This is a genomic window from Bradyrhizobium sp. BRP20, assembly GCF_020194215.1.
GTDB lineage: Bacteria > Pseudomonadota > Alphaproteobacteria > Rhizobiales > Xanthobacteraceae > Bradyrhizobium > Bradyrhizobium yuanmingense.
The window spans coordinates 634,931-649,595 of sequence record NZ_JADYVY010000001.1 but is presented as its reverse complement, the minus strand read 5'-3'; the positions used below and the strand labels follow the sequence as shown (position 1 = coordinate 649,595).

At 65.5% G+C, this 14,665-nt stretch carries 11 protein-coding genes; 3 read left to right on the top strand and 8 right to left on the bottom strand.

Annotation, left to right across the window (positions count from 1 at the left end):
- Nucleotide 1: 1 nt before the first annotated feature.
- Entirely contained in the window at nucleotides 2-3,844 is a 3,843-nt protein-coding gene (gene metH, locus I6F33_RS03090) for a methionine synthase (RefSeq protein ID WP_225141048.1), read from the top strand.
- Nucleotides 3,845-4,127: 283 nt separating this feature from the next.
- Here metH and I6F33_RS03085 read toward each other — a convergent pair whose 3' ends face one another.
- Together I6F33_RS03085 and I6F33_RS03080 are read right to left on the bottom strand one after the other, a co-directional pair.
- Nucleotides 4,128-4,757 (bottom strand): glutathione S-transferase family protein, encoded by a 630-nt coding sequence (locus I6F33_RS03085; RefSeq protein ID WP_225141047.1) that lies wholly within the window; start codon nucleotides 4,755-4,757, stop codon nucleotides 4,128-4,130.
- A gap of 132 nt (nucleotides 4,758-4,889) precedes the next feature.
- A complete protein-coding gene (locus tag I6F33_RS03080) occupies nucleotides 4,890-5,192 on the bottom strand; it encodes a helix-turn-helix transcriptional regulator (RefSeq protein WP_036021541.1) in 303 nt (100 codons plus the stop codon).
- 27 nt (nucleotides 5,193-5,219) lie between these two features.
- On the opposite strand from I6F33_RS03080, the gene I6F33_RS03075 reads away from it, so the two are divergent.
- Together I6F33_RS03075 and I6F33_RS03070 are read left to right on the top strand one after the other, a co-directional pair.
- Complete coding sequence (locus tag I6F33_RS03075; RefSeq protein ID WP_225141045.1) at nucleotides 5,220-6,203, top strand: threonine/serine dehydratase; 984 nt, start codon at nucleotides 5,220-5,222, stop codon at nucleotides 6,201-6,203.
- Between the two features lie 38 nt (nucleotides 6,204-6,241).
- The gene (locus I6F33_RS03070) at nucleotides 6,242-6,634 is read left to right on the top strand and encodes a DUF6636 domain-containing protein (RefSeq protein WP_225141043.1); all 393 of its coding nucleotides are present in this window, start codon (nucleotides 6,242-6,244) and stop codon (nucleotides 6,632-6,634) included.
- Between the two features lie 132 nt (nucleotides 6,635-6,766).
- Here the strand turns inward: I6F33_RS03070 and I6F33_RS03065 are convergent, their stop codons facing one another.
- The 6 genes from I6F33_RS03065 to pimA all read right to left on the bottom strand — a co-directional run bounded on the left by I6F33_RS03065 (nucleotide 6,767) and on the right by pimA (nucleotide 14,551).
- The gene (locus tag I6F33_RS03065; RefSeq protein ID WP_225141041.1) at nucleotides 6,767-7,360 is read right to left on the bottom strand and encodes an N-acetyltransferase; all 594 of its coding nucleotides are present in this window, start codon (nucleotides 7,358-7,360) and stop codon (nucleotides 6,767-6,769) included.
- Nucleotides 7,361-7,622: 262 nt separating this feature from the next.
- Entirely contained in the window at nucleotides 7,623-9,128 is a 1,506-nt protein-coding gene (gene glpK, locus I6F33_RS03060) for a glycerol kinase GlpK (protein ID WP_035997987.1), read from the bottom strand.
- A gap of 275 nt (nucleotides 9,129-9,403) precedes the next feature.
- The gene (locus I6F33_RS03055) at nucleotides 9,404-10,177 is read right to left on the bottom strand and encodes an SDR family NAD(P)-dependent oxidoreductase (protein WP_225141039.1); all 774 of its coding nucleotides are present in this window, start codon (nucleotides 10,175-10,177) and stop codon (nucleotides 9,404-9,406) included.
- Between the two features lie 143 nt (nucleotides 10,178-10,320).
- Nucleotides 10,321-11,463 carry a pimeloyl-CoA dehydrogenase small subunit gene (pimD, locus tag I6F33_RS03050; protein ID WP_225141038.1) on the bottom strand — a complete coding sequence of 381 codons (1,143 nt, stop codon included), beginning with the start codon at nucleotides 11,461-11,463 and terminating at the stop codon, nucleotides 10,321-10,323.
- Between the two features lie 183 nt (nucleotides 11,464-11,646).
- Complete coding sequence (gene pimC / locus I6F33_RS03045; RefSeq protein WP_035997966.1) at nucleotides 11,647-12,837, bottom strand: pimeloyl-CoA dehydrogenase large subunit; 1,191 nt, start codon at nucleotides 12,835-12,837, stop codon at nucleotides 11,647-11,649.
- Nucleotides 12,838-12,856: 19 nt separating this feature from the next.
- Nucleotides 12,857-14,551: a dicarboxylate--CoA ligase PimA gene (gene pimA / locus I6F33_RS03040; RefSeq protein WP_225141036.1), complete on the bottom strand. Its 1,695-nt coding sequence runs from the start codon at nucleotides 14,549-14,551 to the stop codon at nucleotides 12,857-12,859.
- Nucleotides 14,552-14,665 lie beyond the last annotated feature (114 nt).

Below are 14,665 nucleotides of genomic sequence, written 5' to 3'. Positions count from 1 at the left end.
AATGACCGTGACCATCTCTCCGAAGCGAACTGCCCTGCTCGACGCCGCGCGCGAGCGCATCCTGGTGCTCGACGGCGCCATGGGCACGATGATCCAGAACCTGCAGCTCGACGAGAAAGCCTTCCGCGGCGAGCGCTTCAAGAACTTCCATCGCGACCTGCGCGGCAACAACGATTTGTTGATCCTGACCCAGCCGCAGGCGATCGAGGACATCCACGCCGCCTATTTGCGCGCCGGCGCCGACATCGTCGCGACCAACACGTTCTCGACGACCTCGATCGCGCAGGCCGATTACGACCTCACCGACATCGTCTACGAGGTGGCGCGTGAAGGCGCCCGCCTCGCCGGCAATGCCGCACGGCGCGTCGAAGCCGAGGACGGCAAGCCGCGCTTCGTCGCCGGCGCCATCGGCCCCACCAACCGCACGGCCTCGATCTCGCCCGACGTTTCCAATCCCGGCTACCGCGCCGTCACCTTCGACGATCTGCGCAAATCCTATGGCGAGCAGATCCGCGGCCTGATCGACGGCGGCGTCGACCTCTTGCTGGTCGAGACCATCTTCGACACGCTCAACGCCAAGGCGGCGCTCTATGCGATCGCCGAGATCACCGAAGAGCTCGGCTTCGACGTGCCCGTGATGGTGTCGGGCACCATCACCGACAAATCCGGCCGCCTGCTGTCGGGCCAAATGCCGGAAGCGTTCTGGAATTCGGTGCGGCACGCCAAGCCCGTCACCATCGGCTTCAACTGCGCGCTCGGCGCCGAAGACCTGCGCGCGCATATCGCCGATATCGGCCGCGTCGCCGACACGCTGGTCTGCGCCTATCCCAATGCCGGGCTGCCGAACGAGTTCGGCCAGTATGACGAAACGCCGGAATACATGGCGCGGCTGATCGGCGAGTTCGCGCGCGACGGCCTCGTCAACATCGTCGGCGGCTGCTGCGGTACGACCCCGGACCATATCGCGGCGATTGCTGCGGCAGTGGCCCCGCACAAGCCGCGCATCGTGCCGGAGATCACCCCGCGCCTGCGGCTCTCCGGCCTCGAGCCGTTCATTCTGACGGACGCGATTCCGTTCGTCAATGTCGGCGAGCGCACCAACGTCACGGGCTCGGCGCGCTTCCGCAAGCTGATCACCGCTGGCGACTACACCGCCGCGCTCCAGGTCGCGCGCGATCAGGTCGAGAACGGCGCCCAGATCATCGACGTCAACATGGACGAGGGCCTGCTCGATTCCGAAGCGGCGATGGTGACGTTCCTCAATCTCCTCGCCGCCGAGCCCGACATCGCGCGCGTGCCTGTCATGGTCGATTCCTCGAAATTCTCGGTGATCGAGGCCGGCCTGAAATGCGTGCAAGGCAAGCCGGTCGTCAACTCGATCTCGATGAAGGAAGGCGAGGAGAAGTTCATCCTTGAGGCCAAGATCGCCCGCCGCCACGGCGCGGCCGTTGTCGTGATGGCATTCGACGAGGTCGGCCAGGCCGACACGTTCGCGCGCAAGACCGAGATCTGCAAGCGCGCCTACGACATCCTGGTGAACAAGGTCGACTTCCCGCCTGAGGACATCATCTTCGATCCGAACATCTTCGCGATCGCGACCGGCATCGAGGAGCACAACAATTACGGCGTCGACTTCATCGAGGCGACGCGCTGGATCCGCCAGAGCCTGCCGGGCGCGCATGTCTCGGGCGGCGTCTCCAATTTGTCGTTCTCGTTCCGCGGCAACGAACCGGTGCGCGAGGCGATGCACTCGGTGTTCCTGTATCACGCCATCAAGGCCGGCATGGACATGGGCATCGTCAATGCCGGACAGATGATCGTTTATGACGACATCGACCCGGAGCTGCGGCAAGTGTGCGAGGACGTCGTCCTCAACCGTGACGCGGGCGCCTCCGAGCGGCTGCTGGCGCTCGCCGAGAAATTCCGCGGCAAGAAGACCGAAGGCAAGGAAGCCGATCTCGCCTGGCGCGAATGGCCGGTGGAGAAGCGGCTGTCGCATTCGCTGGTGCATGGCATCACCGAGTTCATCGAGCAGGACACTGAAGAAGCCCGCAAGAAATCCTCGCGCCCGCTCGACGTCATCGAGGGCCCGCTGATGGCCGGGATGAACGTGGTCGGCGACCTCTTCGGCGACGGCAAGATGTTTTTGCCGCAGGTGGTGAAGTCTGCCCGCGTCATGAAGCAGGCCGTCGCTTACCTCATGCCGTTCATGGAGGAGGAGAAGGCGCGCAACCTTGCGAGCGGCATCGGTACCGAAGGCTCCTCGTCCGCCGGCAAGATCGTGCTCGCGACGGTCAAGGGCGACGTCCACGACATCGGCAAGAACATCGTCGGCATCGTGCTCCAGTGCAACAATTTCGAGGTGATCGATCTCGGCGTGATGGTGCCGGCGGCGAAGATCGTCGAGACCGTGAAGGCCGAGAAGGCCGACATCGTCGGCCTGTCCGGCCTGATCACGCCCTCGCTCGACGAGATGGCGTTCTTCGCCGGCGAGTTGCAGCGCGAAGGCTTGAGGCTGCCGCTCTTGATCGGCGGCGCCACCACCAGCCGCGTGCATACGGCCGTCAAGATCGACCCGAGCTATCGCGCCGGTCCCGTCGTGCATGTCAACGACGCCAGCCGCGCGGTCGGCGTCGCCTCCGCGCTGCTCTCGCCGGAGAAGCGCGAGGCCTATGCGGCCGAGGTGCGGGCCGAATACGCCAAGATCTCGGAGGCGCATCTGCGCGCACAGGCCGACAAGAAGCGGCTGAAGCTGGCTGACGCGCGTGCCAACCGCGTGCCAGTCGATTTTGCCAAGAGCAAGCCCGTGAAGCCGACCTTCCTCGGCATCAAGAGCTTCGACGATTACGATCTCGCCGAGCTCGTCGACTGCATCGACTGGACGCCGTTCTTCCAGACCTGGGAGCTCGCCGGACGCTTCCCCGCCATCCTCGACGATTCCAAGGTCGGCGAGGTCGCGCGCTCGCTCTATGACGATGCGCGCAAGATGCTCGACACCATCGTCAAGGAGAAGTGGTTCCGGGCGCGCGCGACGATCGGCTTCTGGCCGGCGAACGCGCAAGGTGACGACATCGTGCTCTATGCCGACGATAACAGGACCAAGAGCATCGCGACGCTGCATACGCTGCGTCAGCAACTGGAGAAGCGCGAGGGCCGCTTCAACGCTGCGCTCTCCGACTTCATCGCGCCTGCCGGCGTGCCCGATTACATCGGCGGCTTCGTCGTCACCGCAGGGATCGGCGAAGACGCGGTCGCCGACCGCTTCAAGATGGCGAACGACGACTATTCCTCGATCCTGTGCAAGGCGCTGGCCGACCGCCTCGCCGAGGCCTTCGCCGAACGCATGCATGCCCGCGTCCGCCGCGAGTTCTGGGCCTATGCGCCGGACGAGACGCTCTCGAACGAGGAGCTGATCCTGGAGAAATATCAGGGCATCCGTCCCGCGCCTGGCTATCCCGCCCAGCCTGATCACACTGAGAAGGCGACGCTGTTCGAGCTGCTCGATGCGGAGGCGACCGCTGGCGTGAAGCTGACCGAGAGCTTTGCGATGTGGCCGGGCTCGTCGGTCTCCGGGCTCTATTTCGCCAGCCCCGAGAGCTACTATTTCGGCGTCGGCAAGATCGAGCGCGACCAGGTCGAGGACTATGCGGCGCGCAAGGGCATGAGCGTGGCGGAAGCCGAGCGCTGGCTCGCGCCGGTGCTGAACTACATCCCGTCGCAGGACAAGACCTTCGCCGCCACGCCGGCGAACGACGAGATGCCGAAAGACCTCGCCTCGCATCCGCCAGGCTGCACCTGCGCGGTGCACTTGGTCTGGCAGAAGAAGCGCGCCGGCGCGGGGTAGACGCCGCCGAAACACAAACGTGAAAAACAACCCCATGCACAGTAGCGATGGGGTTGAAAAGGCTTGACGTTTTCTGACTTGCCGAAAACGCGGTTGCGGCGTCGGGCAAAACAGGGGTATTGTGGCATCATCGGGCTGCGGTGGCCGTCCGATACTCTCGCCAGGCCCCGCGCTGTCATTCCGGGGCGCGCCTCTTGGCGCGAGCCCGGAATCCATTGCTCCACATCATCCGCTGCACGGATTCCGGGCTCGCGCTTCGCGCGCCCCGGAATGACAGAGCGCTTCACCCCTTCGGCGGGGACAGCGGCTGCACGATCTCCTTGAACGGCGCCAGCGCCTCGCAACGCTCGCTATGGGCCGCGAGCGCCGGATAGCGCGAGGCATCGAACAGGTCGGGATGCGCTTCGCGGGTGAAGCGGACGACGCAGGCGACGGCAACGTCTGCGTGGCCGATGCGGTCACCCAGCCAATACGGCGTCGTCACCTTGGCGCGCTCGGCCTCGAGCACTTTCAGCACGTCCGCGATCTGCGCCTGGCAACGCTTGACCCACAGCGCGAGCTGCTCCTTCCGCAGCACGCGCTCGTAGAGCAGGCTCACCGCCTTGTCGCCGAGGCCGGAAGCGAGCGCGCAGATGCGCAAATGCTTGCGCCGCTCGGTGCCGCCGCGCGGCAGCATGGCCTTGTCCGCGCCGACGAGGTCATCGAGATAATCGAGGATGATCGTGCTCTCGATCAGGGCCTCACCGTCGTCGAGCACCAGCGTTGGCACGCGGCGGAGCGGATTGTACGGCGCGATCTTGTCGGCATCGCCGAAGGTCGACCATGGCCTGTGCTCGAAGGCGAGCCCGTAAAGCCGGAGCGCAATCGCGACGCGGCGGACGAAGGGGGAATCATATTGGCCGATCAGGAACATGGTTCTCGCTCTTCTCGATCATTGAACACGACAGGGCCGATCAGTCTCCACGACCAGCTCGGCGCGGCGCAACAAATATCTCGGAAAGGGAGCATTGCGCCGGCCGCAACGACGCCCGCGATGGCCTTGCGCTCAGAGGCCGTCCTGGATCGAGCGCTTGATCGCGGCAATGGCGGTCTCGTTGCGCTTGTACATCGTCCACTGCTTGATCCGCTTGGCGCGCACCAGCTTGGCTGCCGTCAGCACCCGCATGTGCTCGCTCAATGTCGGCGCGCTGACCCCGAGCTTTTCGGCGATCAGCAATCCGCAGACACCGTCCTCGACCAGGTCGCCGTCTTCCTGCTCGCGAAAATGCTTCCGCGGATCCCGCAGCCATTCCAGGATCTGCAGGCGACGTTCGTTGGCGAGCGCGCGCAGGGCGACGGCAAATTTCATTTAGCCATTTTGCTAATTACCTAATTGATGTCAACTCTCAGTTGGGTTATCCTGGACGGCATCATGACAGCGACAATGGACATCACACGGGAGCGGATTGCGGCGACCGAGCCGGTCATCCGTCCGCATATCAGGCGCACGCCGCTTGTTCAGGCCGACCTCGCCGATTTCGGCCTGCCGGCCGCGCCGGTCACGTTCAAGCTCGAGATGCTGCAGCATTCCGGATCGTTCAAGGCGCGCGGCGCCTTCGCCAATCTGCTGCTGCGGCAGGTGCCGCAGGCCGGTGTGGTCGCCGCGTCCGGCGGCAATCACGGCGCCGCCGTTGCCTATGCCGCGCATCGGCTCGGCATTCCCGCCACGATCTTCGTGCCCGACATCACCTCGCCGGCCAAGGCCGAGCGGATCAGGACCTATGGCGCAAAGCTCGTGATCGCCGGCAGCCGCTACGCCGATGCGCTCGCCGCGAGCGAGGCGCATGTCGCGCAGACCGGCGCGCTGGCCGTCCATGCCTACGATCAAGCCGAAACCCTGCTCGGCCAGGGCAGCGTCGGGCTGGAGCTTGAGCAGGATGCGCCCGGCATCGACACGCTGCTGGTGGCGGTCGGCGGCGGCGGGCTGATCGGCGGCATTGCGGCGTGGTACGGCGGCCGGACACGCATCGTCGCGGTCGAGCCGGAGCAATCGCCGACCCTTCACAAAGCGTTCGAGGCGGGCGCGCCGGTCGATGCGCCGGCCGGTGGCATCGCCGCCGACAGCCTGGCGCCGCGGCGCGTCGGCGAGCTGATGTTTCCGGTCGCGCGGGCCCATGTCGAGCGCGTCGTTCTGGTCAGCGACGATGCGATCCGGCAGGCCCAGGCCGCGCTGTGGTCGCACTTGCGCCTCGTGGCCGAGCCCGGCGGCGCAGCTGCATTTGCCGCGGTGCTCTCCGGCCGCTATCGTCCCTCACCTACCGAGCGCGTCGCAGTTCTGGTCTGCGGGGCAAACACGACGGCGGTGAATTTCGAGAGCTGAGCGGGAATGACATGACGGCACGGCGCGGACTGATCCTGATGGCGATCCTGCTGCCGATGATCGGCGCCGCCCAATCCCAGGAGCGCCCGATCGGCTTTCTGACACCGTCGAAGAACATCGCCTGCCAGTTCTTCACCGACAACGGTCAGGGCGTCCTCCGCTGCGACATCATGAACATGGACGCGCGCCCGCGCCGGCCCGCCGATTGCGAGCTCGACTGGGGCCACGCCTTCGAGATGAGCGCGAAGGGCGCCGCTGGCCGCATTTGCGCCGGCGACACCGTGATGGACCCTTCGCTGCCGGTGCTGGCCTACGGCGAGGTGTGGCAGCGCGGGGGATTCACCTGCCGGTCGGAGCAGATGGGGTTGACGTGCTTCAATGCGATGCAGCGGGGGTTTTCGCTGGCGCGGGGGAAGCAGGAGGTGTTTTGAGATCGTAGAACGGCAGCGCAGACTCCCGTCATTGCGAGCGCAGCGAAGCAATCCAGAATCTCTCCGTGCGGACACTCTGGATTGCTTCGTCGCAAGGGCTCCTCGCAATGACGGCGAGGAGGCAGTCGCGCACTATTCGATGATCGGCACATGCGGCGCTGCATCGCGCGGCGCCGTGCCATCAAGCCGCGGATCATCCGCCACTTCGATCTGGCGGCGAAACGCGCGGAAGCCGGAGCGTTGATAGAACGCGACGGCGGAGGGATGGTCGAGCGTGCAGGTGTGGACCCAGACGCGGCGGACGTCGCGCGACCAGGCGCGCTCCAGCGAGCGGTTCATCAGGAAGCGGGCGGCGCCGGTGCCGATGAGGCCAGCGGTGACGCCGAAATAGGTCAGTTCGCACTGGCCGGGCTCGCGGAAGTCGAGCTCGAGCAGGCCTTCGTCTCGGCCGTCGAGGACGAGGGCATAGACCTCGATTCCAGGCGCATGGATGATCGCGGCGAGCTCGGCGTCGGTCATGCGCGCGCGCGAGAACCACAGCCAGCCCTCGCCGACGCGGCGGAAGAGATCGCGATACCAAGGAAGCGCGGGAGCATCGACCTTGCGCAAGGTCCAGGCGCCGGGCGGATCATCGCGGCGCGCGGGCGGTGCAGTCATCTCCAGATGGGTGACGATTGCGGCGATCTTGCCGTTGGGGACGTCGGAATAGCCGTCGGGGACGATCATGCTTGGTTTCTTCTTTTGTTAGAGGCTATGCCGATTTGAGGAACAGCAGCGGCCCCGCACTTCGTCATTGCGAGCGCAGCGAAGCAATCCAGAATCTTTCCGGGGAGGCAGCCTGGATTGCTTCGTCGCAAGGGCTCCTCGCAATGACGGTGTAGAGGCGGTGGTGTAGCCCGGATGGAGCGCAGCGCAATCCGGGATTTGTGCCACCATCGACAGCGGACCCGGATTACGCTGCGCTCCATCCGGGCTACGACATTTGCCGCTACCCCTCCCCCTCGTCGCTCGCCAGCACGCCCTTCACCGCCCTCGCCCAGCCCGCGAGCTTCCGCTCGCGCGTGGCCTGGCTCATGTTCGGCTTGAAGCGGTGCTCCAGACGCCAATTGTCGGCGAATTTGGTCGGCTCGGGATAGACGCCCGCCTGGAGGCCGGCGAGATAGGCGGCGCCCAGCGCGGTGGTCTCCTGGATCACGGGGCGGTCGACCGGGGCATCCAGGAGATCGGCGAGGCGCTGCATGGTCCAGTCGGAGGCGGTCATGCCCCCGTCGACGCGGAGCACGACGCTTGCGGTTTCCGAACTCGGCCAGTCCGCGCGCATTGCGGCCCAGAGATCGAAGGTCTGGTAGCAGACGCTTTCCAGCGCGGCATGGGCGAGCTCGGCGGGGCCGGTGTTGCGGGTGAGGCCGAACAGCGCGCCGCGGACGCGCGGATTCCAATAGGGCGCGCCCATGCCGACGAAGGCGGGGACCAGGTAGACGCTCTGCATGGAGTCCGACTGATCGGCAAGCGGTCCGGTTTCGGCGGCATGCTTGATGATGCCGAGGCCGTCGCGCAGCCATTGCACGGCGGAGCCGGCGACGAAGATCGAGCCTTCCAGCGCGTAGGTGCGTTTGCCATCGAGCTGATAGGCGACGGTGGTGAGCAGCTTGTTCTTGGAGACGACGGGCGTGGTGCCGGTGTTGAGCAGCGCGAAACAACCGGTGCCGTAGGTCGACTTCATCATGCCCGGGCGGAAGCAGGCCTGGCCGATGGTGGCGGCCTGCTGGTCGCCGGCGATGCCGGCGATGACGATGGGGCCGCCGAACAGGTCCGGCGTGCTCTCGCCGAAGCGGGCGGAGGAATCCTTCACCTCGGGCAGCATCGAGCGTGGCACGCCGATGATCTCCAGGAGCTCGTCGTCCCACGCGCCGGTGTGGATGTTGAACAGCAGCGTGCGCGAGGCGTTGGTGGCGTCGGTGGCGTGCACCTTGCCGCCGGTGAGGCGCCAGAGCAGATAGCAATCGATGGTGCCGAACATCAGTTCGCCGCGCGCGGCGCGGGCGCGGGCACCGGGGACGTGATCGAGGATCCAGGCGACTTTGGTTCCGGAGAAATAGGGATCGATGATCAGGCCGGTCTTCTCAGAGATCACGGGCTCGCGGCCTTCTGCCTTGAGCTTGGCGCAGATGTCGGCGGTGCGGCGGTCCTGCCAGACAATGGCGCGGTGCACGGCCTGGCCGGTGGCGCGGTCCCACACCACGGTGGTCTCGCGCTGGTTGGTGATGCCGATCGCGGCGATGTCCTTTGCGGTGATCCCGGCATGCTCGATCGCTTCGCGGCAGACCATCACGGTCGAGGTCCAGATGTCCTCCGGCTCGTGCTCGACCCAGCCGGAGGCCGGAAAATGCTGCGGAAACTCGGCCTGCGCCTTCGCCGCGATGGAAATATCGCCGCGAAACACGATCGCGCGCGAAGAGGTGGTGCCCTGGTCGATGGCGAGGACGAAAGACATGGCGGCTTACCTTGGCGTTTTCTTTGGGCGTCTTCCCTGGAGGGGTCATTGTGTCGCGCCAAAGGGAGCGGATTAGGGCGGCAAGGTCAAGGTTTGGATGCGGTGCCGCGGCGCCCTTCCCTTCCTTGTGGGAGAAGGTGGCGCGAAGCGCCGGATGAGGGATTCTGTCGGCAAAGAGTATTACGAGAGAGGGTCACGTGCGGATAGAGACCCCTTGCCCGTCTCGCCGCTTCGCGGCGATCCACCCTCTCCCGCAAGGGGAGAGGGGAAGAACCCTACACCGCCGCGGTCGTCACGCCGCCGTCGATGACGATGGTCTGGCCGGTCATGAAGCTCGAGGCGTCGGAGGCGAGGTAGGCGACGGCGCCGGCGATTTCGTCGGGCTCGCCGATGCGGCGGAGCGGCGTGGTGGCGGTGCGGCGCTTCAGATTGGCTTCGTCTTCCCAGAGCGCGCGGGCGAAGTCGGTCTTGACCAGGCCGGGCGCGATGCAGTTGACGCGGACGCCTTTCGGACCCCATTCGCCGGCGAGCGAACGGCACAGCGCGAAGTCGGCGGCCTTGGAGATGCCGTAGGCGCCAATCACGGTGGAGCCGCGCAGGCCCCCGATCGAGGAGATGATGATCACCGAGCCCTCGCCGCGCTCGGCCATTTGCGGGATCGCCAGCGCGGAGAGCCAGATGTTGCTCTTGACGTTCGAGCCCATGATCTTGTCGAAGGCTTCATCCGATATGTCGAGCAGCGGGCCGTAATACGGGTTGACCGCGGCGTTGCAGACGAGAATGTCGATCTTGCCGCAATGCTTCGTCGCGCCCGCGATCAGCGCCTCGACCTCGTTCTTGCGCGCGATGTTGCAGGGGATGACGATGGCATCGCCGCCAGCGGCATTGATGCCGTCGGCGACTTCCTTGCAAGCGTCGGCCTTGCGCGAGGAGACAACCACCTTGGCGCCTAACTTGGCGAGCAACTCGGCGGAGGAGCGGCCGATGCCGCGGCTGGAGCCGGTGACCACGGCGACCTTGCCGGTGAGATCGAACGGGGTGTTCTTCATTGTTGTTGCCTCCTCCTGGTCATTCCGGGGCGCGCATAGCGCGAACTACGATGCGCAATTGCGCATCTGAGAATCCATTTCACCGCACGTATTGCCGCCCGATGGATCCCGGGCTCGCGCTTCGCGCGCCCCGGGATGACAGGTCAGATCAACCCGCCCGCATCCGCGACGCGGCGCTGGTGGTAGTCGGTGTCGCCAAAGGTGTTCTCGATCATGGTGAGGCGCTTGAAGTAGTGGCCGATCTTGGCCTCCACGGTCATGCCGATGCCGCCGTGAAGCTGGATCGACTGCTGGCCGACGAACTTCAGCGACTTGCCGATCTGCACCTTGGCCGCGGCGATCGCGTTGCTGCGCTCCTTGGCGTCCTCGAAGTCGTTCGCCATGGTCGCGAACATCGACATCGAGCGCGCCTGCTCGGTGGCGACGAACATGTCGGAGGCGCGGTGCTGCAGCGACTGGAACGAGCCGATCGCGACGCCAAACTGTTTGCGCGTCTTGATGTACTCGACCGTGGTCTTGAGCGATTCGTCCATTAGGCCGACCGCCTCGGCGCAGAGCGCGACGCGGGCTTCATCGACAACGCGCTCGATCAGCGCGAGCGAATCCTCGGGATTGCCGAGCACGGCGTCGGGACCGACCTCGACACCGGTGAAGGTGATGTCGGCGGCGTGCAGGCCGTCCTGGGTCGGATAGGACTTTTTCGCGACGCCCTTGGCGTTGGCCGGGACCAGGAACACGCCGATGCCTGACTTGTCGCGGCGGTCGCCCTTGGTGCGCGCGGTAACGATCAGGGTATCCGCATTCTCGCCGTTCAGCACGACGAACTTCTCGCCGTCGATCACGTAGGCATCGCCCTTCTTCTTCGCAGTCGTGGCGACGTCGAACAGATCGTAGCGCGAGTTCTTCTCGAGCTGGGCGAAGGCCAGCGTCTTGCTGCCGTCGATGATGCCGGGCACGTGCGCGGCCTTCTGCGCATCGGTGCCGGCATGGCGCAGGAAGCCGCCGCCGATCACCACCGTCGCCAGATAGGGCTCGAGCACCAGCGCCTTGCCGAGCGCTTCCATCACGATCATGGTCTCGACGCCGCCGGCGCCGAAGCCGCCATCGGCTTCTGCGAAGGGCAGACCGAGCAGGCCCTGCTCGGCGAGCTTGAGCCAGACCGTTTTGCTCCAGCCGCCCTTCTCCGCCATGTACTTCTTGCGCTGCTCGAAATCGTAGGAATCGGTCAGCAGGCCGTCGATGCTTTCCTTGAGAAGCCGCTGCTCCTCGGACAGATCAAAATCCATTTCTTTGGTTCCTCGTACCCGGACTTATTTGACTTCGTCATTCCGGGATGGCCCGAAGGGCCAGGCCCGGAATCCATTTCGCCTCAGCGTATGGGCCCGATGGATTCCGGGTTCGCGACTTCGTCGCGCCCCGGAATGACGGTGGAAATATTGCCCTCCCCGCGGTCGCGGAGAGGTGGCAGATCACAGCCCCAGCACCGCCTTGGCGATGATGTTGCGCTGGATCTCGTTGGAGCCGCCGTAGATCGAGACCTTGCGGTTGTTGAAGTAGCTCGGCGCGATCTGGGCGGTCCAGTCCATGGCTTCGTTCGAGCCGTCGTCGCCGTGCACGTCGTAAGGCGCGGCGAACGGGCCGATCACTTCCATCAGCAGCTCGGTGGTGGTCTGCTGGATCTCGGAGCCCTTGATCTTCAGCACCGACGAGGCCGGATTGGGCTTGCCCTTGCCGTGCTTGCCTTCGTCGGCGACGACGCGCAGCTGGGTGAGCTCGAGCGCCTTCAGCTCAATCTCGCAGGCCGCCAGCTTCTCACGGAAGGCGGGATCCTGGATGATCGGCTTGCCGGCGGATTCGACCTTCGAGGCCAGATCCTTGATGCGGCGGATGCGCTCCTTGGAGACGCCGACGCGGGCGATGCCGGTGCGCTCATTGCCGAGCAGGAACTTGGCGTAGTCCCAACCCTTGTTCTCCTCGCCGATCAGGTTCTCGTAGGGAACCTCGACGTCATCGAAGAAGACCTCGTTGACCTCACGGCCGCCGTCGATGGTCTGGATCGGGCGCACGGTGACGCCCTTCGACTTCATCGAGAACACGATGAAGGAGATGCCCATCTGCTTCTTGGCGTTGTTGTCGGTGCGACAGAGGCAGAAGATCATGTCGGCGTGCTGGGCGAGCGTGGTCCAGGTCTTCTGGCCGTTGATGATCCATTTGTCGCCACGGCGCTCGGCCTTGGTCTTGAGCGAGGCGAGGTCGGAGCCGGAGCCGGGCTCCGAAAAGCCCTGGCACCACCAATCGTCGACATTTGCGATGCGCGGCAGGTATTTCTTCTTCTGCTCCTCGTTGCCGAAGGTGTAGATGACGGGGCCGACCATGCTAACGCCGAAGGCGAGCGGCTGCGGCGCCGGATAGGACTGCAGCTCCTCGTTGAAGATGTAGTGCTGCACCGAGGTCCAGCCGGTGCCGCCATATTCCTTCGGCCAATGGCTGACGCCCCAGCCCTTCTTGTTGAGGATGCGCCACCACGTCACCATCTCGTCCTTGGAGAGGTGGCGGCCCTCGACCAGCTTGCGCCGCGTATCCGGCGGCACGTTGTCGCGGAAGAACTGCCGCACTTCGTCGCGAAACGCCTGCTCTTCTCTAGTGAATGCGAGATCCATTGGATCCTCCTGTGAAACGTTACTTCATTTTCGTCATTGCGGGGGCATCAGCAGCGCGAATCCCGGATAGCGGTTTCTGCTGCTGGCGCAATTCGTGGCGCGACAATTTCCCGACCGGCGTCCGCGGCAGGTCGTCGACGAACTCGACCGCGGCCGGCAATTCGTGCCTGCCGAGCTTGCCGGCAAGCTGCGCGCGCAGCTCGTCGAGCGTGAACGGCTTTGCCTCGGGCCTCAACTTGATGAAGGCCTTGGCGGCTTCGCCGCGATAGGGGTCGGGAATGCCGAGCACGATCACCTCGTGCACGCCCGGAATGGTGTAGATCGCCTGCTCGATCATCTGCGGGTAGACGTTGAAGCCGCCGGAGATGATCATGTCCTTCTTGCGGTCGACCAGGAAGAAGTAGCCGTCGGCATCGACATAGCCGATGTCGCCGGTGAGAAAGCGGCCATCGACGAAGGCCTCGGTCGATCCCTCCGGCTTGTTCCAGTAGCCCTTGGTGACGTTCGGGCCCTTGATGCGGATCTCGCCGATTTCGCCCGGCGGCAGCACGCGTCTGGGATCGTCGAGCGCGACGACGTCGAGCTCGATGCCGGGCAGCGTCAGGCCGATCGAGCCCGGTTTCTCGGGGCCCTCGGGCGGATGGCCGGTGCCGGGCGAGCAAGTCTCGGTCATGCCCCAGCCGCTCTTCAGCTTCTTGCCGACTTTGCGCTCGAAGAAGCTGGCGATCTCCACCGGCAGCGGCGCGCCGCCGGAGCCGATGGTGACCAGCGAGGAGAAATCGCGTTTGTCGAGATCGGGCAGCGCGGCGATCGCGATCCACATCGTCGGCACGCCTGGGAAATACGTCGCACGCTTGACCTCGATGTCGCGCATCACGGCTTCGACGTCGAAGCGCTGATGCAGCGAGATCAGATTGCCGCGGCGGAGCGAGGACAGCAGCACCACGGTGAGCGCGTAGATGTGGAACAGCGGCAGCACGCAGATCACGCGCTCGATTGTCTCGCCGCGGGCGGCACGGGCCGGCTTGCCCCAGACGTCGTAGATCGACACCGCCGAGGTGAGATTGCCGTGCGTGAGCATCGCGCCCTTCGGCAGGCCGGTGGTGCCGCCGGTATATTGCAGCAGCGCGACGTCGTCGGCCGCGACGACAGGCCATTGCGCCGGCGCGGCGGCGCCCTCGACGAAAGCCGCGAAGGTGACGATGCGGGGATCGTCGGGGATTGCCGCCTGCGGCGTGCCGACCTTGCCCCAATGATCGTCCTCGCAGACGACGAGCTTGTCGATCAGGCCCTTCTCCAGGAATTTCAGCGCGGTCGGCAGCAGGGCCTGGAGGTTGGAGGTGACGAGCAGGCGCGAGCCGGAATCGGTGATCTTGTGCGTCAGCGCGATCTCGCCGTCGAGCGGCGACAGATGCGCGACGCGGCCCCCGGCCTTCAGCGCGCCGAAGAAGCTGACGGGATGATCGGGCGTGTTGCCGAGGAACAGCGCGACCGAGCTGTTCCTGCCGATGCCAGCGCGCAGGAACGCCGCGGCGGCGCGATCGGCCAAGCTTGCGAGCTCGGTGTAGCTGATCGGCCGGTCGCGGAATTCCAGCGCGGTGCGCGGGCCGTAATCGGCGGCGGCCTTGGCGAGAAGGTCCGGCAGCGTGCCCTGGACGATGGTGTCGTCCCACCGCACGCCCTCGGGATAAAACTGTTCGCCGGGATGGGTCATTTTCCTGATTGCTCGAGCGAACAACTAACACAGACCGTCATTCCGGGGCGCGACGAAGTCGCGAGCCCGGAATCCATAACCACCAGCTGGGGTTATGGATTCCGGGCCTGCGCC

Bases quoted from the DNA above. Each gene is read 5' to 3' on its own strand.
- I6F33_RS03085 (WP_225141047.1), bottom strand. From the start codon at position 4,757: ATGTTCCTGATCGGCCAATATGATTCCCCCTTCGTCCGCCGCGTCGCG.
- I6F33_RS03055 (WP_225141039.1), bottom strand. From the start codon at position 10,177: ATGAAGAACACCCCGTTCGATCTCACCGGCAAGGTCGCCGTGGTCACC.
- pimA (WP_225141036.1), bottom strand. From the start codon at position 14,551: ATGACCCATCCCGGCGAACAGTTTTATCCCGAGGGCGTGCGGTGGGAC.
- I6F33_RS03065 (WP_225141041.1), bottom strand. From the start codon at position 7,360: ATGATCGTCCCCGACGGCTATTCCGACGTCCCCAACGGCAAGATCGCC.
- pimC (WP_035997966.1), bottom strand. From the start codon at position 12,837: ATGGATCTCGCATTCACTAGAGAAGAGCAGGCGTTTCGCGACGAAGTG.
- metH (WP_225141048.1), top strand. From the start codon at position 2: ATGACCGTGACCATCTCTCCGAAGCGAACTGCCCTGCTCGACGCCGCG.
- glpK (WP_035997987.1), bottom strand. From the start codon at position 9,128: ATGTCTTTCGTCCTCGCCATCGACCAGGGCACCACCTCTTCGCGCGCG.
- pimD (WP_225141038.1), bottom strand. From the start codon at position 11,463: ATGGATTTTGATCTGTCCGAGGAGCAGCGGCTTCTCAAGGAAAGCATC.
- I6F33_RS03080 (WP_036021541.1), bottom strand. From the start codon at position 5,192: ATGAAATTTGCCGTCGCCCTGCGCGCGCTCGCCAACGAACGTCGCCTG.
- I6F33_RS03075 (WP_225141045.1), top strand. From the start codon at position 5,220: ATGTCAACTCTCAGTTGGGTTATCCTGGACGGCATCATGACAGCGACA.
- I6F33_RS03070 (WP_225141043.1), top strand. From the start codon at position 6,242: ATGGCGATCCTGCTGCCGATGATCGGCGCCGCCCAATCCCAGGAGCGC.